This window comes from Streptomyces sp. NA02950 (assembly GCF_013364155.1).
Lineage (GTDB): Bacteria > Actinomycetota > Actinomycetes > Streptomycetales > Streptomycetaceae > Streptomyces.
Genome location: NZ_CP054916.1, coordinates 2,687,931 through 2,707,695 on the forward strand (window position 1 = coordinate 2,687,931; position 19,765 = coordinate 2,707,695).

The following is a 19,765-nucleotide window of genomic DNA, read 5'->3' on the forward strand; positions in this document are numbered from 1 at the left end:
TCAGGACCCCTGCGGCTGCCGGGCGCTGTTCTTGTCCAGCCGCGGACCACGGGGCAGGAACTCGGACCAGGTGTCGGGCACCGGCACCGGGTTCACCTCCTTGTAACCGAGCCGCTGCTTGGCCTCCTCGGGGTTCTGCTGAGCCGAATTGGCCGCGGACTCGTCGGCGGGATCGGCACCGATCTTCGACTTGCCGGAACCGCTGTCGTTGTTGGACTGGACGGCGTAGCGCAGTCCGGTGTCGGTCACCAGGAACACCGAACCGTTCTTGACCTGGGTGCCCTTGATCTGGCGGAAGAGAACGCCGGAGCCGGGGGTGACATAGGCGCTGGTGGCACCGTCCGGAATGGCGGCCGGGAAATCACGGCCGGCCCAGGTGGCCGTCCTGGGGTCGCCCTTCGCGCTGACGCCGCGCAGGACGCTGCAACTCGTGTCGCGCGCGCCGCCACCGAGCTCAGGGGCGACGGAATTGGCCTGGTCGGGGATCTGGTCGGGCCACTTGTAGCCGCCGTAGAACTCCTCGCCGTCCGAGGTGAAGGTGGCGGCGTTCACCTTCTCCGCGCGGCCCTTCTGATCCATGCCGACCAGCTGCCTGCTGCTGAGCAGCAGCTTGGCGACGAACTCCGAGATGCGCTGCACCTTGCCCTGGAGCACCACGTAGTTCTGCTTACCGGTGCCGGTCGATGCCTCCAGAACCATGCCGACCTTGTTGGCCTTCTCACCGAGGCTGGGCACGCCGGCATCGGCACCGATCCTTCCCGGGATCTTCGGGAAGGTGATGGGCTTGCCGTCGTGGAAGGTCCGCAGCCAGTCGTTGGTCACCCGCTGCGGCTTCGCGCCGTCGTGGAAGACGGTGCGCAGCAGCAGGCTGTAGATGTCCGGGGAGGTCTTCTTGAGGTCGGGGCCGCCGATGAGGTACTTGGTGCCCTTCGGGTCGACGAGATAGCGCACATGGTTCTGGTCCTCCACATAGAGGGCCTGGCCGCCGCGCAGCGCCTGCGAGCCGTGCAGCTTCTTCAGCTTGGGGTCGCGGTCGGAGAAGAGGAAGACCGCTTTCTGCGTGGTCTTCCCGTTTCCGCCCGGCTGTTCGCAGACGGCCCATTCCATCTGCTTCTTCGCCTCGTCGGCCGAGGGCAACCGGTCCGGGGCGTAGGGAATGCCGATCGTCGGGCCGCGCGGGATATGGCCGTTGTCGAGTTCGGATTCCTTCACCTTGACGATGCTCGACTTGTCGGGGTCGAGCAACAGCTTGGCGGAGGCGAAGTTGAGGACGGGGTGGAGCTGGACCTTCCCGTCGGTCTTGAGCACGACGTAGCGGGTGGTGGAGTCGCTGCCGACGACGACGTGCGAGGCGACGTCGTCCCAGCCCTTGGGAGCCACCGGTTTGAACATGCCCCAGGCGCCGAATCCGGCCAGGATCAGGGCCCCGATGACCACTCCGGGGAGCACCGCGCGCAGCGGGCGCGGAGCGCCCTCCTCGGTGCCGCTCGGCGTGGGTTGCAAGAACGCGGCGACTGTCCGCTTCTTCGCAAAGATATAGGCGTTGAGTTCATCCCGCCGTGATGCCATGTTTAGCCGCTTCTCCCCGCTTTTCGGCCTCGGTAGTCAGGTGGCCTGCCCTCGGACCGGTCTCGTACCGACCCTCTACTATGCCGGTAGTCAATTGACTCATGGTGCTCGGGGACACTCTTGGGGAAGACCAACGACCGAGCCGTTGGGGCGGGTTTCGGACTGTAAGGGGCTGACGGGGATGGCTGCCGCAACGCGCGCACGTACCGCGAGGAGCGCGTCCGGCCGACGCACACCGAGCGGACCCGGTGCGCCGACTCCCGCCCCGGCTCCGGCCCGGGGCGCGGCCCCGGGTTCCGTGACCCCGCGCCCGCTGCCCCGTCCCGGCAGCCTGGGCCCGCTGCGGCTCCAGCAGCTCGTGCTCGTGGAGGTGGCCGCGGCGATCGTGCTGGTGGCCTGGGTCATCGATGAACTGATGCTGGTCGCGGCGGCGGTGGTGGGCGTGGTGCTGGTGCTGGTGGCCGTGGTGAGCCGCCATCAGCAGCCGATTCCGGAGTGGCTGAGCACGGCCCTGGCGCTGCGCAGGCGTCAGCGGCGGGCGTCGCAGCCGGTCGACGAGGGCACCGACCCGGGCTTCACGCCCGCCGTCGAGTGCGAGCCCGCCCTGCGGACGTACACGTACACCGACCGGGAGCGCCGCGCGGTGGGCATGGTCGGGGACGGCACCTTCCTGACCGCCGTCATCCAGGTGGAGGCGGTGGACGCGCCGCTGCGCCCGCAGCGGGCCCAGCGTCCGCTGCCGCTCGCGCTGCTGCGCGACGCCCTGGACGTGGACGGGATCCTGCTGGAGTCGGTTCAGGTGGTCCAGCACGCGATGACCGCGCCCGCGCCCCATCTGCCCGCGCAGGCGGTGGCGGTGCGCAACTACGGCCCGTTGCAGGAGCACACCGGCGCGCCGTCCACCCGGCTGACCTGGGTGGCGCTGAAGTTCGACCCGGAGCTGTGCCCGGAGGCCGTGGAAGCGCGCGGTGGCGGTCTGGAGGGTGCGCAGCGGTGTGTGCTGCGTACGGCCGACCAGCTCGCGAGCCGGTTGCAGGGGGCCGGTTTCGGGGTGACGCTGCTGACGGAGGAGGCGCTGACCGCGGCCATCTCCACCGCCGCGAGCGTCAATCCGATGGCGACCGCCCAGGCCCGGCAGACCAACACCCTCTCGCGGCGCACCGTGGAGAGCTCCCGCACCTGGCGCTGCGACGACCGCTGGCACACCACCTACTGGGTGGGCCGCTGGCCGCAGATGGGGCCGAGTGCCGCACCACTCCCCCAGCTGGCCGCGCTGCTGACCTCGCTGCCCGCGCTGGCCACAACCCTGAGCCTCACCCTGCGCCGCGGCGGCACCCAGGGCGGGCGGCACGCTCCGACGGTGAGCGGGCATGTGCGGATCACCGGCCGCAGCGCCGATGAACTGGTGCAGATCCGGCGCGAATTGCTGCGCACCGCGCGCGGGGTGCGGGTCGGGCTCGTACGGCTGGACCGCGAGCAGGTGCCCGGTGTCCTCGCCACTCTGCCCCTGGGAGGGACCCACTGATGGCCACGCCGACGACCGCCCCCTACGGAGCCTCTGCCCCGTACGGAGCTTCTGCACCCTACGGAGCCCCCGTCCCGGCCGCCGCTCCCGGCGGAGCGGGCGATCCGGCCGCCCCCGCCCCCGCCCCGCGCAGGATGCGGCGCGGCTTCGGGCTGATCGGGCCCCGGCGGCAGCCGCACGAGCTGTCCCCGGAGCAGTTCGACGCACTGGCGCTGCCGATCGGCGACGACGGGGTGGTGATCGGCATAGGCGCCCGGGACCAGCCCGCGGTGCTCGGTCTGCACCGCCCGACGCCGTTCAACATCCTGCTGGTCGGCGGGTTGTGGACGGCGCAGGTCATCGGGTTGCGCGCGGTGGCCACGGGTGCGCGGGTCACCGTCGAGACCGGCCGTCGTCAGATGTGGACCGGGCTGACCCAGGCGGCGAACGGCGGCCACGAGAGCATCACCCTCCACGACGTGGGCCGGGTGCCGCCGCAGGGGGCGTCGATCGGCAGTCCGGTGCTGGTGATCCGGGACGCGGGGATGCGGCCGCCGCGGGGCCGGGTGTCCGCGGCGCCCTGGCAGTCGGTACTGACGCTGCTGCCCTATCTGAGCCCGGTCGCACCGCGGCTGATGGAGAACGCGGATCTGGTCGGTGTGCAGCGGGTCTCCCCCGACGAGGCCGCTCAGGTCGGGAAGATCATGGGACTGCCGGGCCCGGACGTCGAGTCGCTGTCCACGCTGCCGGACGGGGTCACGCTGTGGTGCAACCGCCGCTCGCGGCTGTATGTGGCCCTGCATCCCACCGATGTGGAGACAGGACTGCTGGGCGGCCCGCGCCGGATGGACTGAATCCGTCTCGGCTCACCGTGCGTCTCTCCCCGGTGTGTTCTCCGTGTTCGATTGCCGCCGCCCGCGGGGTGGATCAGACTTGTCACCGTCGGGCGGACGGATGTCCGCGGTATGTGAAGGGAATCTCCACCCATGGCTGACGCCAAAGAGAAGGCAGAGCTGTACGCCCTCGACATCTCCGGTGTCGAATGGCTCAGTGCGCCCAACAGCACCTCCGAGGACCGGGTGGAGATCGCCTACCTGCCGAACGGGGCGGTGGCGATGAGGAGTTCCGCCGATCCCGGGACGGTGCTGCGCTACACGGAGGCCGAGTGGCGCGCCTTCGTACTGGGCGCGCGGGACGGCGAGTTCGACCTGCGCTGAGAAGGAATGCGGCCGGGGGGGGCGGACACCGGCCGATGTCCGCCCGTCCGCCCGTCCGCCGTCCCCCGGGCCCCTCAGGGCGCCGCCCACGGGCGATCTCAGGGCCCGAAGGCCATCAGCAGCTTCTCGTGTGCGCCCGGGGTCCCCGTGATGCGGTCCGAGGCGATGTAGAAGGTGCCGTTCCGGTAGATCCGGGTGGCGGTGACGAGGGCGGCCTCCGTCTCGCGGGTCGCCCGGGGCAGTTGGAGCAGTTTCCGCGGCGTACCACCGCCGGGGCCGACGCTGACGACCAGCCCGCCGCCGGAGGACGTGGGCTCCTCGTAGGCGATGAGGTTCCTGCCGTCCGTGCTCAGCGGCAGCAGCATCCGGCCGCTCACCTTCAGGGCCCACTTCTTCTTGCCGCTGTCCAGGTCGAAGGCATGGATCTCGGTGGTCGGGCCCGAACCGCCGCCCTGTGTCAGCTCGGTCGGCAGGTAGAGGGTGTCCGCGGTGGCGGCGACGCCCTGGCAGGCACCCATGTCGGTGCCGAAGAGGTCCATCCGGCACCGCGGCTGATAGGACTGCTTGCCCAGGGCGAGGGAGGATCGCTTTGCGCCCCGCTCCGAAATCGCCAGTACTCCACCGGACTTGCGGTCCTCGTTGCTGAGCGCCACAACGGCCGGGCTGGTGGAGAAGATCTTGCTGACCTTGAAGCCCTTGCGGACGGCATAGGTCCACTCGATCTTTCCGTCCGGGGTGAGCTGCTGGAGTTCGGCGGATCCGTCGTTGCAGGAGTACGCGCGCAGCAGGACCTTGCCGCCCGCGTAACCGTCCACCGAGCAGGCCGGGCTCAGTTTGCCCGGGGAGACCTCCTTGCCGCTGTCCACCCTGACCATGGCCGAGCCGCCGAACCAGGAGAGGCCGACCAGATCCCCGCTCTGGGCCATGCCCATGTTCGAGTGGTCGCCGCCGAAGGGGCCGGACTCCGGGGCCTCGCGGTCCCAGAGCTTGACGCCCTTGTCGAGGTCGATCAGGGCGAGCCGCCCGCACGAGCGCTTGCGGTGGCCCGCGTAGGCGACCACGACCTTGCCGTCCGTGGCCGCATCCGGCGCGGCGCACACCGCCTTGGGCAGCGACAGGGACCACTTCTCGCTGCCGTCGTCCTTGTACGCGGTCACCTCGTCGTCAACGGCCTTGACGACGTGGCCCTTGCGCACCCAGAAGCCGGGCACGTCCACGCCGCGCTCGGTGAGCTCGGGCGCGGGCGTCTGGTACAGGACCTTCGCCTCGCCGGGCCGGCGGACGTCGTCGGGGTCGCTCTCCTCGTCGTCGCGGCCCTTGCTGTCGCCGTCAGGGCCACCGGTGGTCTCGGTCGTCGGATGCGTCCGGTGGGGCCCGGCGGGGGCGGTGCTCGGCGCGGCGGAGGGCTTCTTGCCGCCGTCGTCGGAGCGGAGGACGGCGAAGACCGCGCCGCCCGCCGCGAGCAGCACCGTCACGGCCGTGCCGATGACGATGGCCTTCCGCTTCCTGTTGCCACCGCTGCCGCCGGCGCCGTCGGCCGGTGGCCCGTACGGCGTCGTGGTGTACGGGCCGTCGAACGCGGGCTGGTTCGGGTCGGTCGCGTACGGATTGCCGGGGGCGGGCGTCGGCGGCCCGGGAGGCTGCGGCACGTCGGGCGCCGGGGGTGTGGGCGGTGTGGGCGGTGTGGGGGAACTCGAGGGGAGCGCCCCGGTATGCCAGATCTGAGGTGGAGTGCGCCCGTCTGCCGCGGGCGGCTGCCGCGGGGGGCCGAAGCCGCCCTGGGAGGGCTCGGGTTCCGGTGGCGGACCGAAGCTCCCCGCAGGAGGTCGGCGGGGCGGTCGGGGCGGCCGCGGCATCAGCGCTCACCTCTTAGGCGGGTCCGTCGGCATTCGAGCGGGTTTCTTTCTATCACCGGACGCCGGGGCTCCCCCCGGGGGTTGAGGGGGTATACGGCCCTGTAAGGCACGGTGAGGTATCGGACAGCCGTGAGTCCCGGACGGACCTGCCATAGCGGCCCTCATGGTGATTAGTCTTGGTGTACGCGGTGGAGAACCTGATCAGGTATCCCCGGCGTCACCAAAGGGGAAAGCCGAACGGTCGGACGACAGTAACGATCGGCAACGGATCGGCCTCGCCAAGAATTTCAAGGGTGTTCGACCACGCCAGGAGGCATTGTGAGCAGCGATCGGGACGAGATCCGCACGGGCGGAACCCCACCCGGCGATGATCGGTCCGACGCGGAGACCGAGCACACGGGCGAGTTCACCATCGACTACACCCCGCCCGCCTGGTACACGCAGAACGCTTCGCCGTCACCGGCCCCGCCCGCCCCCGGCCCGGCCGGAACGTCCGGGGGGACCGCCGGATCCGGAGTGGACACGGGGGCGGGCGCGGGGGCCGTGCCCCCGCCTCCGCCGCCGCCGACCGGAACCCCGGTGTCGGTACCGGACGTTCCGGATCCGAACGGCTTCGCGGGCTCGTGGCCGCCGCCCCCGGCACCGTCCGCCGAGTCCGCACCGGCCCGGTCCGACGAGGGCGAGACGCATACGCGGGCCGCGGACGAGGCCGGACCGGGCGAGACGGGTGACGAGCGTTCCGGGGGAATGCCCCCAGCGCCCCCTGCGCCCGACGTCTCCCTCGACCCGGTGGTTCCGCCCACCGCTGACGCCGGAACGGGTGACCTCAGCGCGGAGAGCTCGACGAGCGCCGCGCGGGACGCGTGGCCGGAGCGCGAGAACACCGCGGAACCGGCCCCGGGAACCGCCGGGAAGGCCGACGACGACTACGCGCTGCCGCCGGCCGCCGCGCCGAGCGACACCGCCGGCCTGGAGGCCGACACCGCCGGGAGCGACAGCGGCGAGATCCGCGGCGAAGGCACCCTGCGCTTCTCCACCGCCGCCCTGCGGGCGGAGATGGCCGAACTGCGCGCCGCCGGAGACGCCGAGAGCCTCAAGGGCCCCGAGACCCCCGAGGGCTCCGACAGCATGGCGAGCGACGCGGAAACGGATGCCGAGGGGTCCGCCCCGGGCTCCTCCGGCTCCGGCGCCGGGGACGCCACCGCTCCCCCCACCGGCGACGAGGTGCGCGGCGAGGGCACCATGCGGTTCTCCACCGCCGCGCTGCGCCAGGAGTTCGCGGAGCGCCGCCAGGCCGAGCGCGACACCGCGGACGACGACGAGCCCCAGGACGCGATCCCCGAGGGCGCGGCGCCGCAGGGCGCACCCGCGCCGGACGTGCCCTCGCCCGAGCAGCCGCCGTCCACGCCGTGGGCGCCTCCGGCCGGTCCGCAGTCCGGACTGCCGCCGTTGCCGCCGGACTTCCAGCCCGCCGCGCCGCGGAGCGCGGACGGCGGTACGGGCACTCCGGGCGCGCCGGAGCCCACCGCTCCGTCCACCCCGCGGCCCAACGCGGGCGCGCCGTGGTCCCCCGAGAGCGGGGCCGCCCCGGCGTCGGTCCCTGAGCAGCGCACGGACGGCCCCGGAGCCGCTCCCGGCACCGGCGGCGGTCCTCCGCCGCAGGCCGCCGCCTGGGCGCCGCCGGTGCCCGGTACGCAGGGTCAGCCCGCGCCCGGCATCCCGGCGCCCACGTCCCCGCAGGGCGGCTACGGCTACCCCCGCCCCGGCGAGAGCGCCCCCGGTCCGGTCCCGGGCCGGCCCGGCCCCGGTGCCCAGCCGGTTCCCGGTCAGCCGGGTCCGGGTGCCCAGCCCGCTCCGGGGGGCCAGGGCGGTCCCGGCCTGCCCGGTCCCGCCCCGTTCCCGGGACAGGCACAGGGACGGAGCCAGGGCGGCACGCCCGCATCCGGCGCCCAGCCACCTGCCGCCCCCGGTCCGCAGGCCCCCCAGAGCCCGCAGCCGCCGCAGGCACCCCAGCCCCAGCCCCACGACAGCAATCAGGAGCACCAGGGGCGGCCCGGGCCCGCCGGTCCGGGGCAGCCCCCGGCGCCCGCGCCCGCGCAGGGCGGCTACGGCTTCCCGCGTCCGCAGGCGGAGCCCGAGGACGCCGTACCGCCGAACCACCCGCAGCCCTCCCCCGCGCCCCAGCCCGCACCGCAGAACCAGCAGCCCCCGCAGGCACAGCCCGGGCCGTACGCCCCACCGGGTCCGCAGGGACCGGGTCAGGGCCAGGACCAGGCGCAGGGCGGCTACGGCTTCCCCCGCCCCGACGCGGCTCCCGCCCCGCAGGACGGCTACGGCTACCCGCGCCCCGACAGCAGCGCTGCCGCCGCGAACGCCGGTGCCGGGGCGGACTCCCCGGCCGATCCGCGGACCGGCGGCTGGCCCGTCGTCACACCGGACCAGCGGCGTCAGGCCGCCCATGGCGCGGGCGCGCCGCTCGGTTACACGGCGGCGGTCGAGCTGTCCTCGGACCGGCTCATCCGGGGCAAGCAGAAGCCGAAGAAGAACAACGCCGGCGGCTCGCGCTTCAAGTTCGGCGGCAAGAAGGAGGAGGCGGAGCGGCAGCGGAAGCTGGAGCTGATCCGTACGCCGGTGCTCTCCTGCTACCGCATCGCGGTGATCAGCCTCAAGGGCGGTGTCGGCAAGACCACGACGACCACCGCCCTCGGCGCGACCCTGTCCACCGAGCGCCAGGACAAGGTCATCGCGATCGACGCCAACCCCGACGCGGGCACCCTGGGCCGCCGGGTGCGGCGTGAGACCGGCGCGACCATCCGCGACCTGGTCACCGCGATCCCGTACCTCAACAGCTACATGGACATCCGGCGGTTCACCTCGCAGGCCCCGTCCGGTCTGGAGATCCTCGCCAACGACGTGGACCCGGCCGTCTCCACGACCTTCAACGACGAGGACTACCGCCGCGTCATCGACGTCCTGGGCAAGCAGTACCCGATCATCCTCACCGACTCGGGCACCGGTCTGCTCTACAGCGCGATGCGCGGAGTGCTCGATCTCGCCGACCAGTTGATCATCATCTCCACGCCCTCGGTGGACGGCGCGAGCAGCGCGAGCACCACGCTCGACTGGCTGTCCGCCCACGGCTACTCGGACCTGGTCTCGCGCAGCATCACCGTGATCTCGGGGGTCCGGGAGACAGGCAAGATGATCAAGGTTGACGACATCGTGTCGCACTTCGAGACGCGCTGCCGCGGTGTGGTCGTCGTGCCGTTCGACGAGCACCTGTCGGCGGGCGCCGAAGTGGACCTGGACATGATGCGGCCGAAGACCCGTGAGGCGTACTTCAACCTCTCGGCCCTCGTCGCGGAGGACTTCGCCCGGGCCCAGCAGGCACAGGGCCTGTGGACGGCGGACGGCGGCAGCGCCCCGCCGCCGCAGATGGCCCCGCCGATGCCCGTTCACGGGCAGGGACAGCAGCCGGGTCCGCAGCAGGGGCAGGGCCAGGGCCAGGGACAGCAGCAGCCCTACCCGGGGCCGTACTCGCCCCAGCCGGGACAGCCACAGGGCTACCCGGGGCCGTACTCGCCCCAGCCGGGACAGCCACAGGGCTACCCGCAGCCGGGACAGCCCCAGCCCGGCTATCCGCAGCCCGGACCACCCCAGGGCTACCCCCAGCCGGGCCGGCCCGGTCCCCAGCAGGGGTGGCAGCAGCCGCAGCCCGGCCAGCCGCCCCAGTAGGCGCAGGGCCGGCCCTGGCAGCAGCAGCCCCCGGCGGAGCCCCAGCAGTAGCGGCGCACGGCACACCGCGAAAAGGCATCGCCCCGCCGGACCGGAGGATCCCGGTCCGGCGGGGCGATCGCCGTTGTGCGGGGGCCTCAGCGGCCGCCGTACTCCTCGACCAGTTCCCGCGCCCGCTTCACATCGACGGCCATGCGCTCCAGCAGCGCCTCGATCGAGTCGAACTTCTCCTGGCCCCGCAGATAGGCGAGGAAGTCCACCTGGACATGGAGTCCGTACAGATCCAGTCCGACCCGGTCGATCGCATACGCCTCGACGGTCCGCTCGGTGCCGTCGAACTGCGGATTGGTGCCGACCGAGATGGCCGCGGGCATCGCCTCGCCCTCGGCGGTGAGCCAGCCCGCGTAGACGCCGTCGGCGGGGATCGCGGTGTGCGGCAGGGTCTCCAGGTTGGCCGTGGGGAAGCCCAGTTCACGGCCGCGCTGGGCACCGCGCACCACCACGCCCTCGACGCGGTGCGGCCGTCCGAGGACCTCCATCGCGCCCGTGACGTCCCCGTCGGCGACCAGCCTGCGCACCAGCGTGGAGGAGAACGCCTCGCCGCCGCCCGCCTCGCCGCGCTCGTACAGGTCGATGACCTCGACCTCGTAGTCGTAGGTGGCGCCCAGCTCGCGCAGGAACGCCACGTTTCCGGCGGCCCTGTGGCCGAAGCGGAAGTTGGGGCCCTCCACGACCACCCAGGCGTGGAGCTTGTCGACCAGCACCTTCACCACGAAGTCACCGGGGGTGAGCCGGGAGAACTCCGCCGTGAACGGCAGGACCAGCACCGCGTCTACGCCCAGCTCCGCCATCAGCTCCGCGCGCCGCTGGTGGGTGGCGAGCAGCGGCGGGTGGCTTCCGGGGCGTACGACCTCGCTGGGGTGCGGGTCGAAGGTGACCACGACCGCCGGTACACCCAGCTCACGCGCGCGTGCCACCGCGCGGCCGATGATCAGCTGGTGTCCTCGGTGCACCCCGTCGTAGGAGCCGATGGTGACGACGCTGCGTCCCCAGTCCTCGGGGATGTCCTCCAAGCCACGCCAGCGCTGCACTTTGCCCGCTCCTCGCCCGAACTTTTGTCTGTCGACTTCGCAGATCTAAGAGTGCCATGCCGTCGGCACGTCCTTTGCATCGGTGGCCACTCCGGGCGCCCGGCCCCGCGTTCACCACGGTCGCCAGGGGCCTCGCAAGACTTCATGCGCCCCCTTTCACTCCCGTGATGCCTTCCGGGCGCCCGCACGATGGGGTGAATTCTCCGGCGGCAGCGGAAAGACACCTGGAGGGGAAGAGATCGGGGGGTCGCAACGCACCGCAGGACGGCACAGGCCGCCCCGCGGTGCGGGACGGCGCTCACCGGCGGCCACAGGCGGCCACCGGCGGCCACGGCGCGTTTCCCGGGCGAAAGCGGTCCCCCGGGCGAAGGCCCCGGAAGATCACTCAGACGAAGACCGCCAGGCTCTTGGCCTTGCCCTTCGACTCCTCCACCAGGGCCAGGAAGCGCCCGTCCGGATCGAAGACGGCCACCGGCCCGCCCGCCTCGTCCCCCGGCCTGACCGGGGGCATGTCGATCCGTACGCCGTTGCCCAGCAGCCGGGCCTGGTGCGCGTCCACGTCCCAGCGCGGGAAGGCGGCCGCGGCGGCCTCCGCGATGGGCATGACCGTCAGGGACTCCTCCAGCCGCTCCAGCGTCTCGGCCGCCGCCAGCCCGTACGGACCGACCCGGGTGCGGCGCAGCGCCGTCAGATGGCCGCCGACGCCCAGTCCGGCGCCCAGGTCGCGGGCGAGCGCCCGGATGTAGGTGCCGGAGGAGCAGACGACCGTGACATCCAGGTCGAGGACGGCGGTGCCGTCCTCCGCCTTCGCCTCGCGGTGCTCGTGCAGCGCGAAGGACGAGACGGTCACCGGCCGCGCCGGGATGTCGAAGTCCTCGCCCTCACGGGCCCGTGCGTAGGACCGCCTGCCGTCGATCTTGATGGCGCTGACCTTGGACGGCACCTGCTGGATCTCGCCGGTCAGCGCGGCGATCCCGGCCTCGACGGCGCCGGGCTCGACCCCGGCCGCCCCGTGCGCGGCGGTGATCTCCCCCTCCGCGTCATCGGTGACGGTGGTCTGGCCGAGCCGGATGGTGGCCGTGTACTCCTTCTCGGTCAGCGCCAGGTGGCCGAGCAGCCGGGTGGCCTTCTCGACGCCGATCACCAGCACGCCGGTGGCCATGGGGTCCAGCGTGCCGGCGTGGCCGACCCGCCGGGTCCCGGCGAAGCGGCGCATCCTGGCGACGACGTCGTGGGAGGTGTAGCCGGCCGGTTTGTCGACGATCACCAGGCCGTCCGGCGCGCCGGAACCGGCCCTGCCGTTGCGCGTCATACGTCCGAGGAGCCCTTGGCGTCGTTCTCGTTCCCGTCCTCGTCCGCGTCCTCGCCGGGCTTGCGGTACGGATCGGCGTCACCGGCGTACTCGGCGCCCGAGGACGCCTCGCGGACCTGTGCGTCGGCCGCCTTGGCCTTGGCCAGCAGATCGTCGATGGTGCGGGCGTTGTCCGGGAGGGCGTCCGGGACGAACGTCAGGGTGGGGGTGAACCGCACCCCGGTCTGACGGCCGACCTCGGAGCGCAGTACGCCCTTGGCGCTCTCCAGGGCCGCGGCGGAGGCGGCCCGCTCCTCGTCGTCGCCGAAGACCGTGTAGAAGACGGTCGCCTCCCGCAGATCTCCGGTGATCCGGGTGTCGGTGATGGTCACATAGCCGAGCCGCGGGTCCTTGATCCGCCGCTGAAGGGTCTCCGCGACCACAACCCGGATGCGGTCCGCCAGCTTGCGTGCCCGCGCGGTGTCGGTCATGTGTCTACTTCTCTCTTCTTCGCTTCGGTCCTTGATGGCCGGGGCCGGTCATCGACGGTGGTCGTCACCGTCGGGTTCCCCGTCCGTCACTCGTCATCGTCGCCGTGGAACCGCCGTCGCACCGACAGCAGCTCCACCTCCGGCCGCCCGGCGACCAGCCGCTCACAGCGGTCGAGAACGTCCCGGAGGTGACCCGCGTCCCCGGAGACCACCGCGAGGGCGATCTGCGCCCTGCGATAGAGGTCCTGGTCGCCGACCTCCGCCACGCTCACCGCGAACTTGCGGTGCAGCTCGGCGACGATCGGCCGGACGACGGAGCGCTTCTCCTTCAGCGACCGTACGTCGCCAAGGAGCAGGTCGAAGGACAACGTCCCTACATACATGCGGTCCGGGTCAAGCCACCCGTGGGGCCTTGAAGGTGCGGGCTTCGTGCAGGCTCCTCGAACCGTACACGCAAGGGCCGGGGCCGATCGACGGAAATTTCCCGCCGACCGGCCCCGGATGAGAGGCAGCGCGTCAGCCGCGCGGCTTCTCGCGCATCTCGTACGTCGCGATGACGTCGTCGATCTTGATGTCGTTGTAGCTGCCGAGGTTGATACCGCCCTCGAAGCCTTCGCGAATCTCGGTGACGTCGTCCTTGAAGCGGCGCAGGCCCTCGATGTTGAGGTTCTCCGCGACCACCTTGCCGTCGCGGATGAGACGGGCCTTGGTGTTCCGCTTGACCTCGCCGGAGCGGATGAGCACACCCGCGATATTGCCCAGCTTGGACGAGCGGAAGATCTCGCGGATCTCCGCCGTACCGAGCTCGACCTCTTCGTACTCCGGCTTCAGCATGCCCTTCAGGGCCGCCTCGATCTCCTCGATCACCTGGTAGATGACCGAGTAGTAGCGGACGTCCACGCCCTCGCGCTCGGCCATCTGCGTGGCACGCCCGTCGGCGCGCACGTTGAAGCCGATGACGATGGCGTCGGAGCCGGTCGCCAGGTCGATGTCGGTCTCGGTGACCGCACCCACACCGCGGTGCAGGACGCGCAGGTCGACCTCTTCGCCGACGTCGAGCTGGAGCAGGGAGGACTCGAGGGCCTCCACCGAACCGGACGCGTCGCCCTTGATGATGAGGTTGAGCTGCTGCACCTGACCGGCCTTGAGCACCTTGTCCAGGTCCTCCAGGGAGACCCGGCGGGTGCGCTTGGCGAAGGCGGCGTTGCGCTCGCGCGCGGCGCGCTTCTCGGCGATCTGGCGGGCGGTGCGGTCCTCGTCGACGACGAGGAAGTTGTCGCCCGCGCCCGGCACGTTGGTCAGACCGAGCACCAGGACCGGGGTGGCCGGACCGGCCTCTTCCAGGGCGTTGCCGTTGTCGTCGAGCATCGCCCGGACGCGGCCGTAGGCGTCGCCCGCGACCATGGTGTCGCCGACCCGCAGGGTGCCGCGCTGGACCAGCACGGTGGCCACGGCGCCGCGGCCGCGGTCGAGGTGGGCCTCGATCGCGATGCCCTGCGCGTCCTGCTCCGCGTTGGCGCGCAGGTCGAGCGAGGCGTCCGCGGTGAGAACCACGGCCTCCAGCAGGCTGTCGATGTGCAGCCCCTGCTTGGCGGAGATGTCGACGAACATGGTGTCGCCGCCGTACTCCTCGGCCACCAGACCGAACTCGGTCAGCTGACCGCGCACCTTGGTCGGGTCCGCGCCCTCGACGTCGATCTTGTTGACCGCGACCACGATCGGCACATCGGCCGCCTTGGCGTGGTTCAGCGCCTCGATCGTCTGGGGCATCACACCGTCGTTGGCCGCCACCACGAGGATCGCGATGTCGGTCGACTTGGCACCACGGGCACGCATGGCGGTGAACGCCTCGTGACCCGGGGTGTCAATGAAGGTGATCTTGCGCTCTTCCTCGTTGACCTCGGTCGAGACCTGGTAGGCACCGATGTGCTGGGTGATGCCACCGGCCTCGCCCGCGACCACGTTGGTCTTGCGGATCGCGTCCAGCAGCCGGGTCTTACCGTGGTCGACGTGACCCATGACGGTCACGACCGGCGGACGGGAGACGAGCATGTCCTCGCCGCCCTCGTTCTCGCCGAACTCGATGTCGAAGGACTCGAGAAGCTCCCGGTCCTCCTCCTCCGGGCTGACGATCTCGACGACGTAGTTCATCTCGTCGGCGAGCAGCTGGAGCGTCTCGTCGGAGACCGACTGGGTCGCGGTGACCATCTCGCCGAGGTTGAGCATCACGGCGACCAGCGACGCCGGGTTGGCGTTGATCTTCTCCGCGAAGTCGGTGAGCGAGGCACCACGCGACAGCCGGACCGTCTGGCCGTTGCCGCGCGGCAGCATCACGCCGCCGACGGACGGGGCCTGCATGGCCTCGTACTCCTGGCGCCTCTGCCGCTTCGACTTACGGCCACGGCGCGCCGGACCGCCGGGACGGCCGAACGCACCCTGCGTGCCACCACGGCCGCCGGGACCACCCGGACGACCGCCGAAGCCGGGACGGCCACCGAAGCCGCCGCCACCGCCGGGACCACCGGGACGGCCGCCGAAGCCGCCACCGCCACCCGGACGACCGCCGCCGCCACCGCCGGGACGACCGGCGAAGCCGCCACCGCCACCGGGACGACCGCCGCCGCCGGGACGACCGGCGCCACCGGGACCGCGACCGCCGCCGCCACCGGGGCCCGGACGCGGGCCCGCGGCGGGACGCTGCGGCATCATGCCCGGGTTCGGACGCGGACCGCCGGGACCGCCGCCAGGGCCGCCGGCGGAACGCTGTCCGCCGCCCTGGGCGCCCTGCGGACGGGGCATCTGGCCCGGAGTGGGCCGGGCGCCGCCGGGGCCGCCCTGACCGCGGCCGGGACCGCCCTGGCCGCCCTGCGGGCGCGGACCGGGGCCACCCTGGCCACCGGGACGCGGGGCGCCGCCGGGACGGGGCGCCTGCGGGCGCGCCATACCGGTGGAACCGCCGGAGGTGAAGGGGTTGTTGCCCGGTCGCGGACCGGCCGGACGGGCACCGCCCGGACGCGGACCGCGCTCGCCACCGGGGCGCGGCGCGCCGGGGCGGGCACCCTGGCCGCCCTGGCCCTGACCACCCTGGCCCTGACCGCCCGGACGGGCGCCGCTGGGGCGCGGACCGGGCGTGGCACCCGGCTTCGCGGGCGCGCCCGGCTTGGCCTGGGCCGGCTTGGGGCCGGCGGCCGCCGCCGGGGGGGCGGTGAACTCGGGCTGCTGGGGTGCCGCGGGCTGCGCCGGACCCGGCTTGGGGCCGGGGGTCGGGCGGGCGCCGGGCGTGGTGGGACGCGGGCCCGGGGTGGGCGCCGCGGGCGTGCTGCGGGGCCCTTCGGCGGCTGCCGGCTTGGGGCCGGGCGTCGGGGGCTTGGGGGCAGCCGGACGGGCCGCCGATCCCGGACCCGGTGTCGGCGGCTTGGCGGGCGTCGCCTTGCGCGGCGCCGAAGGCTTGCCGGCGGCGCGGCCGGAACCGTTGCCGCCCTGGAATGCGTCAGTCAACTTGCGGACAACCGGCGCCTCGATGGTCGAGGACGCCGAACGTACAAATTCACCGAGTTCTTGGAGCTTGGCCATGACGACCTTGCTCTCAACTCCGAACTCCTTGGCGAGTTCGTATACCCGGACCTTAGCCACTTCGCTCCTTTGAGGTCCGGGTTACGCCGGACCGTCGCTACTTCATGGGCGTACTCATCGCGTACTCATCGAGTGCTCATCGCAATCTCGACCTACTTCCGACTCGCGAGGTACCTGACCGCACGGTGTCCCGTGCCGCTCTTCCAACTACTTACGGTGATGCCTGCTCACCCCGCTCGACACAGCGGCGCACGTCCGTGGTGTCGAGCGCCCCCGATCCTCTGAAGGCCCGGGGAAAGGCCCGGCGGCGAACCGCCAGGTCGAGGCAGACCGGTGTGGGATGCACATACGCACCCCGACCGGGCAGCGTACCGTGCCGATCGGGGACACAGACGCCCTCCACCGCCACGATGCGCAGCAGATCCTTCTTGGCCGCCCGATCCCGGCATCCCACACAGGTTCTCTCAGGGCAGGCACGAGCACGCGCGCGGCCAGACACTGCTTAAGTCTACCTCCCTGTAGCGACCTCACCCCTCGGGGGGAGTGATCGAACGGTCACTCGTTTTCGGCCGGATTCTGGCCCAGACCGGCTTGAATCAGCCTTGATCACCAGGCTGTTCGGTGTCGGGGCGGATGTCGATCCGCCACCCGGTCAGCCGCGCCGCGAGCCGGGCGTTCTGCCCTTCCTTCCCGATGGCCAGGGACAGCTGGTAGTCCGGCACGGTGACGCGCGCCGAGCGCGCCGCCAGATCCACCACCTCGACCTTGCTCACCCGGGCGGGGGACAGCGCGTTGGCCACCAGCTCGGCGGGGTCGTCCGACCAGTCGACGATGTCGATCTTCTCGCCGTGCAGTTCGGCCATCACACTGCGCACCCGGCCGCCCATCGGGCCGATGCACGCGCCCTTGGCGTTCAGACCCGAACGGGTGGACCTGACGGCGATCTTGGTCCGGTGACCGGCCTCGCGGGCGATGGCAGCGATCTCCACCGAGCCGTCCGCGATCTCCGGCACCTCGAGCGCGAAGAGCTTCTTCACCAGGTTGGGATGGGTACGCGAAAGGGTCACCGACGGACCGCGCACGCCCTTGACGACGCGGACGACATAGGTCCGCAGCCGGGTGCCGTGGGCGTAGTCCTCGCCGGGCACCTGCTCCTGCACCGGCAGGATGGCCTCCAGCCGGCCGATGTCCACCAGCACGTTCTTCGGGTCCTTGCCCTGCTGGACCACACCGGCGACCACATCGCCCTCACGCCCCGCGTACTCGCCGAAGGTGATCTCCTCCTCGGCGTCCCGCAGCCGCTGGAGGATGACCTGCTTGGCGGTCATCGCGGCGATCCGGCCGAAACCGGAGGGGGTGTCGTCGAACTCGCGCGGCTCGGCGCCCTCCTCCAGGTCCTCAACGTCCTCCTGGGCCCACACCGTCACATGGCCGGTGTTGCGGTTCAGCTCCACGCGGGCGCGGCGGCGGCTTCCCTCGGTGCGGTGATAGGCGATGAGGAGGGCCGACTCGATCGCCTCGACCAGCAGGTCGAAGGAGATCTCCTTCTCTCGCACCAGACCCCGCAGGGCACTCATGTCGATGTCCACGGCTACGCCTCCTCCTTGCTCTCGTCGCCCTCACCAGCGGGCCTGCGGTTGAATTCGATCTCCACCCGGGCCTTGGAGATCTCCTGGAAGGCCAGCCGCCTGGCGGTGGGCTTGCGCCCCTTCACGCCGGGCACCTCCACGTCGAGCCCCTCGTCGTCCACGGCCGTGATCCGGGCGACCAGCTCGCCGCCGTCGGCGAGCCGGGCGCGCATGAGGCGGCCGGTGGCACGGCGGTAGTGGCGCGGTTCGACCAGGGGGCGCTCGGCGCCGGGGGAGGTGACCTCGAGGACGTACGGGGTGGTACCCATCGCGTCCGTGTCGTCGAGCGTGCGGGAGATGTCCCGGCTGAGCTCCGCACACGCGTCCAGCTGCACACCGTTGTCGGAGTCCACGACGATCCTGAGCACACGCCGCCGCCCGGCGGGCGTCACCTCGACCTCTTCCAGATCCAGCTCTCGCGCGCTGACGAGCGGTTCCAGCAGTCCGCGCAGCCTCTCGCTCTGGGTGGTGCTCATCCGGGTGACTCCTCGGCCGCGTGTGCTGTTGTGGGAAGGTCGCGTGTCAGGTCAAAGCCTATCTGTTCCAGCGGCGGGCTGACGATTCGGTGGGCGCTGCCGGGCTTCTCGCCCCTACGCGGGTACGCTCGCCTGCTGTGATCACCAACGGCGGCCGGGAGCTGCCGCAGCCCGGAAAGAGGAACGTGTCGATCACCACGCCCCCACCAGGCCCCCTGTCCCCCACCGACACCTCCCCCGCACCCCTGTCGTCGGCAGGGGCGACGCCGCGACGGCGTGCTCTGCTGCTGGGCGGCGGAGCGCTCGGGGCCGCCGCGCTGCTGAGCGGCTGCTCCGACGGCTCCGAGACCCGGCGCGACACCGGCGGGGGCGCGAGCGTCGCGAAGCTCCGCGCCACCGGCGCGCGCGATTCGGCCGCGCTACTGGCGCGCTACGACGCGACCGCGGACGCGCACCCCGCCCTTGCGAAGCGCCTGGCGCCGCTGCGGGCGGAGACGGCACGGCACGCCGCGGCGTTCCGCGGGCATGAACGGTCCGCCTCCCCCACCGGGTCCGGGACGCCGTCCGCGGCGTCGTCGGCGTCGGCGTCCGCGCGGCGGGAGCGGCCGCCCGCGGTGCCCAAGGACGAGAAGCAGGCCCTCGCCGCCCTGGCCCAGGCCGAACGGCACACCGCCGACAGCCGCACCACCGCCCTCCTCACCGCGCCGCCCGAACTCGCCCGGCTACTGGCCTCCGTCGCGGCCTGCGGCGCCGCCCATGTGTATCTCCTGGCCCACGGCGACTCGGGCTCATGACCACCGGGAAGGGGTACTGACATGGCCTCTCGACCAGGCCGTACGTCCGGCGGCAGCCGCGCCGCGGCGCTCAGAGCCGCCCAGGCGGCGCTCGCCGCCGAACACGCCGCCGTCTACGGCTACGGCGTTGTCGGCGGCCGGATCGGCGACGACCGGCTCGCCGAGGCGCGCGAGGGGTACGCGGCGCACCGTGCGCGCCGGGACGCGCTCGTCCGCACCGTGCGCGACCTCGGCGGCACCCCCGCGGGCGCCGCCCCCGCCTACGCGCTGCCGTTCGCCGTTCCGGACGCGCCCGCCGCGGTACGGCTGGCCGCGGAGCTGGAGAACCGTATCGCCGCCGTCTACGCCGACCTCGTCCGGGCGGGTGACGCCTCGCTGCGCCGTCAGGCGGCGGGCGCGCTGCGCGAGGCGGCGGTCCGGGCGGTGCGCTGGCGCGGGGGCGGCGTAGCCTTCCCTGGACTCGCCGAACACGCCGCCGCCCCGGCCGCCCCGTCGTCGGCGGCGAGCGGCCCGGCCGACGCGCTGTGACGGGCCGCGGTG

Annotated in this window: 16 protein-coding genes; 6 read left to right on the forward strand and 10 right to left on the reverse strand. The window is 72.6% G+C overall.

The window, feature by feature from the left end; genetic code table 11:
- On the reverse strand, nucleotides 1-1,569 hold the full coding sequence (gene eccB / locus HUT19_RS11205; protein WP_176180326.1) for a type VII secretion protein EccB: 1,569 nt from the start codon (nucleotides 1,567-1,569) through the stop codon (nucleotides 1-3).
- Nucleotides 1,570-1,750: 181 nt separating this feature from the next.
- On the opposite strand from eccB, the gene eccE reads away from it, so the two are divergent.
- From eccE to HUT19_RS11220, 3 genes are all read left to right on the forward strand, one after another.
- The gene (gene eccE / locus HUT19_RS11210) at nucleotides 1,751-3,094 is read left to right on the forward strand and encodes a type VII secretion protein EccE (protein ID WP_176180327.1); all 1,344 of its coding nucleotides are present in this window, start codon (nucleotides 1,751-1,753) and stop codon (nucleotides 3,092-3,094) included.
- Complete coding sequence (locus tag HUT19_RS11215; RefSeq protein ID WP_176180328.1) at nucleotides 3,094-3,927, forward strand: hypothetical protein; 834 nt, start codon at nucleotides 3,094-3,096, stop codon at nucleotides 3,925-3,927. Before eccE ends, HUT19_RS11215 begins: the two co-directional genes overlap by 1 nt.
- A 132-nt stretch (nucleotides 3,928-4,059) precedes the next feature.
- The gene (locus HUT19_RS11220; protein WP_176180329.1) at nucleotides 4,060-4,290 is read left to right on the forward strand and encodes a DUF397 domain-containing protein; all 231 of its coding nucleotides are present in this window, start codon (nucleotides 4,060-4,062) and stop codon (nucleotides 4,288-4,290) included.
- A 98-nt stretch (nucleotides 4,291-4,388) separates the two neighbouring features.
- Here the strand turns inward: HUT19_RS11220 and HUT19_RS11225 are convergent, their stop codons facing one another.
- Nucleotides 4,389-5,939 (reverse strand): PQQ-binding-like beta-propeller repeat protein, encoded by a 1,551-nt coding sequence (locus HUT19_RS11225; protein WP_254885533.1) that lies wholly within the window; start codon nucleotides 5,937-5,939, stop codon nucleotides 4,389-4,391.
- A 525-nt stretch (nucleotides 5,940-6,464) separates the two neighbouring features.
- On the opposite strand from HUT19_RS11225, the gene HUT19_RS11230 reads away from it, so the two are divergent.
- Nucleotides 6,465-9,881, forward strand: a complete 3,417-nt coding sequence (locus HUT19_RS11230; protein WP_176180331.1) for an SCO5717 family growth-regulating ATPase — start codon at nucleotides 6,465-6,467, stop codon at nucleotides 9,879-9,881.
- Between the two features lie 137 nt (nucleotides 9,882-10,018).
- Here HUT19_RS11230 and HUT19_RS11235 read toward each other — a convergent pair whose 3' ends face one another.
- The 8 genes from HUT19_RS11235 to rimP all read right to left on the reverse strand — a co-directional run bounded on the left by HUT19_RS11235 (nucleotide 10,019) and on the right by rimP (nucleotide 18,431).
- Entirely contained in the window at nucleotides 10,019-10,972 is a 954-nt protein-coding gene (locus HUT19_RS11235; protein ID WP_176180332.1) for a bifunctional riboflavin kinase/FAD synthetase, read from the reverse strand.
- A 385-nt stretch (nucleotides 10,973-11,357) separates the two neighbouring features.
- The gene (gene truB / locus HUT19_RS11240) at nucleotides 11,358-12,284 is read right to left on the reverse strand and encodes a tRNA pseudouridine(55) synthase TruB (RefSeq protein ID WP_176180333.1); all 927 of its coding nucleotides are present in this window, start codon (nucleotides 12,282-12,284) and stop codon (nucleotides 11,358-11,360) included.
- Nucleotides 12,281-12,754, reverse strand: coding sequence for a 30S ribosome-binding factor RbfA (gene rbfA / locus HUT19_RS11245; protein WP_176180334.1), 474 nt, complete (start codon nucleotides 12,752-12,754; stop codon nucleotides 12,281-12,283). Before rbfA ends, truB begins: the two co-directional genes overlap by 4 nt.
- Before the next feature lie 86 nt (nucleotides 12,755-12,840).
- Nucleotides 12,841-13,137 (reverse strand): DUF503 domain-containing protein, encoded by a 297-nt coding sequence (locus tag HUT19_RS11250; RefSeq protein WP_176180335.1) that lies wholly within the window; start codon nucleotides 13,135-13,137, stop codon nucleotides 12,841-12,843.
- Nucleotides 13,138-13,270: 133 nt separating this feature from the next.
- Complete coding sequence (gene infB, locus HUT19_RS11255; RefSeq protein WP_176180336.1) at nucleotides 13,271-16,387, reverse strand: translation initiation factor IF-2; 3,117 nt, start codon at nucleotides 16,385-16,387, stop codon at nucleotides 13,271-13,273.
- A gap of 151 nt (nucleotides 16,388-16,538) precedes the next feature.
- Nucleotides 16,539-16,826, reverse strand: coding sequence for a YlxR family protein (locus tag HUT19_RS11260; RefSeq protein ID WP_176180337.1), 288 nt, complete (start codon nucleotides 16,824-16,826; stop codon nucleotides 16,539-16,541).
- A 97-nt stretch (nucleotides 16,827-16,923) separates the two neighbouring features.
- Complete coding sequence (gene nusA, locus HUT19_RS11265) at nucleotides 16,924-17,916, reverse strand: transcription termination factor NusA (RefSeq protein WP_176180338.1); 993 nt, start codon at nucleotides 17,914-17,916, stop codon at nucleotides 16,924-16,926.
- Between the two features lie 2 nt (nucleotides 17,917-17,918).
- Nucleotides 17,919-18,431 carry a ribosome maturation factor RimP gene (gene rimP / locus HUT19_RS11270; protein WP_176180339.1) on the reverse strand — a complete coding sequence of 171 codons (513 nt, stop codon included), beginning with the start codon at nucleotides 18,429-18,431 and terminating at the stop codon, nucleotides 17,919-17,921.
- A 137-nt stretch (nucleotides 18,432-18,568) separates the two neighbouring features.
- On the opposite strand from rimP, the gene HUT19_RS11275 reads away from it, so the two are divergent.
- A complete protein-coding gene (locus tag HUT19_RS11275) occupies nucleotides 18,569-19,225 on the forward strand; it encodes a hypothetical protein (protein ID WP_254885534.1) in 657 nt (218 codons plus the stop codon).
- 21 nt (nucleotides 19,226-19,246) lie between these two features.
- Nucleotides 19,247-19,753: a ferritin-like domain-containing protein gene (locus HUT19_RS11280; protein WP_176180340.1), complete on the forward strand. Its 507-nt coding sequence runs from the start codon at nucleotides 19,247-19,249 to the stop codon at nucleotides 19,751-19,753.
- Nucleotides 19,754-19,765 lie beyond the last annotated feature (12 nt).

Excerpts from the sequence above, each read along its gene's own strand:
- eccB (WP_176180326.1), bottom strand. The coding sequence starts at position 1,569 with ATGGCATCACGGCGGGATGAACTCAACGCCTATATCTTTGCGAAGAAG.
- eccE (WP_176180327.1), top strand. The coding sequence starts at position 1,751 with ATGGCTGCCGCAACGCGCGCACGTACCGCGAGGAGCGCGTCCGGCCGA.
- HUT19_RS11215 (WP_176180328.1), top strand. The coding sequence starts at position 3,094 with ATGGCCACGCCGACGACCGCCCCCTACGGAGCCTCTGCCCCGTACGGA.
- HUT19_RS11220 (WP_176180329.1), top strand. The coding sequence starts at position 4,060 with ATGGCTGACGCCAAAGAGAAGGCAGAGCTGTACGCCCTCGACATCTCC.
- truB (WP_176180333.1), bottom strand. The coding sequence starts at position 12,284 with ATGACGCGCAACGGCAGGGCCGGTTCCGGCGCGCCGGACGGCCTGGTG.
- rbfA (WP_176180334.1), bottom strand. The coding sequence starts at position 12,754 with ATGACCGACACCGCGCGGGCACGCAAGCTGGCGGACCGCATCCGGGTT.
- HUT19_RS11250 (WP_176180335.1), bottom strand. The coding sequence starts at position 13,137 with ATGTATGTAGGGACGTTGTCCTTCGACCTGCTCCTTGGCGACGTACGG.
- rimP (WP_176180339.1), bottom strand. The coding sequence starts at position 18,431 with ATGAGCACCACCCAGAGCGAGAGGCTGCGCGGACTGCTGGAACCGCTC.
- HUT19_RS11280 (WP_176180340.1), top strand. The coding sequence starts at position 19,247 with ATGGCCTCTCGACCAGGCCGTACGTCCGGCGGCAGCCGCGCCGCGGCG.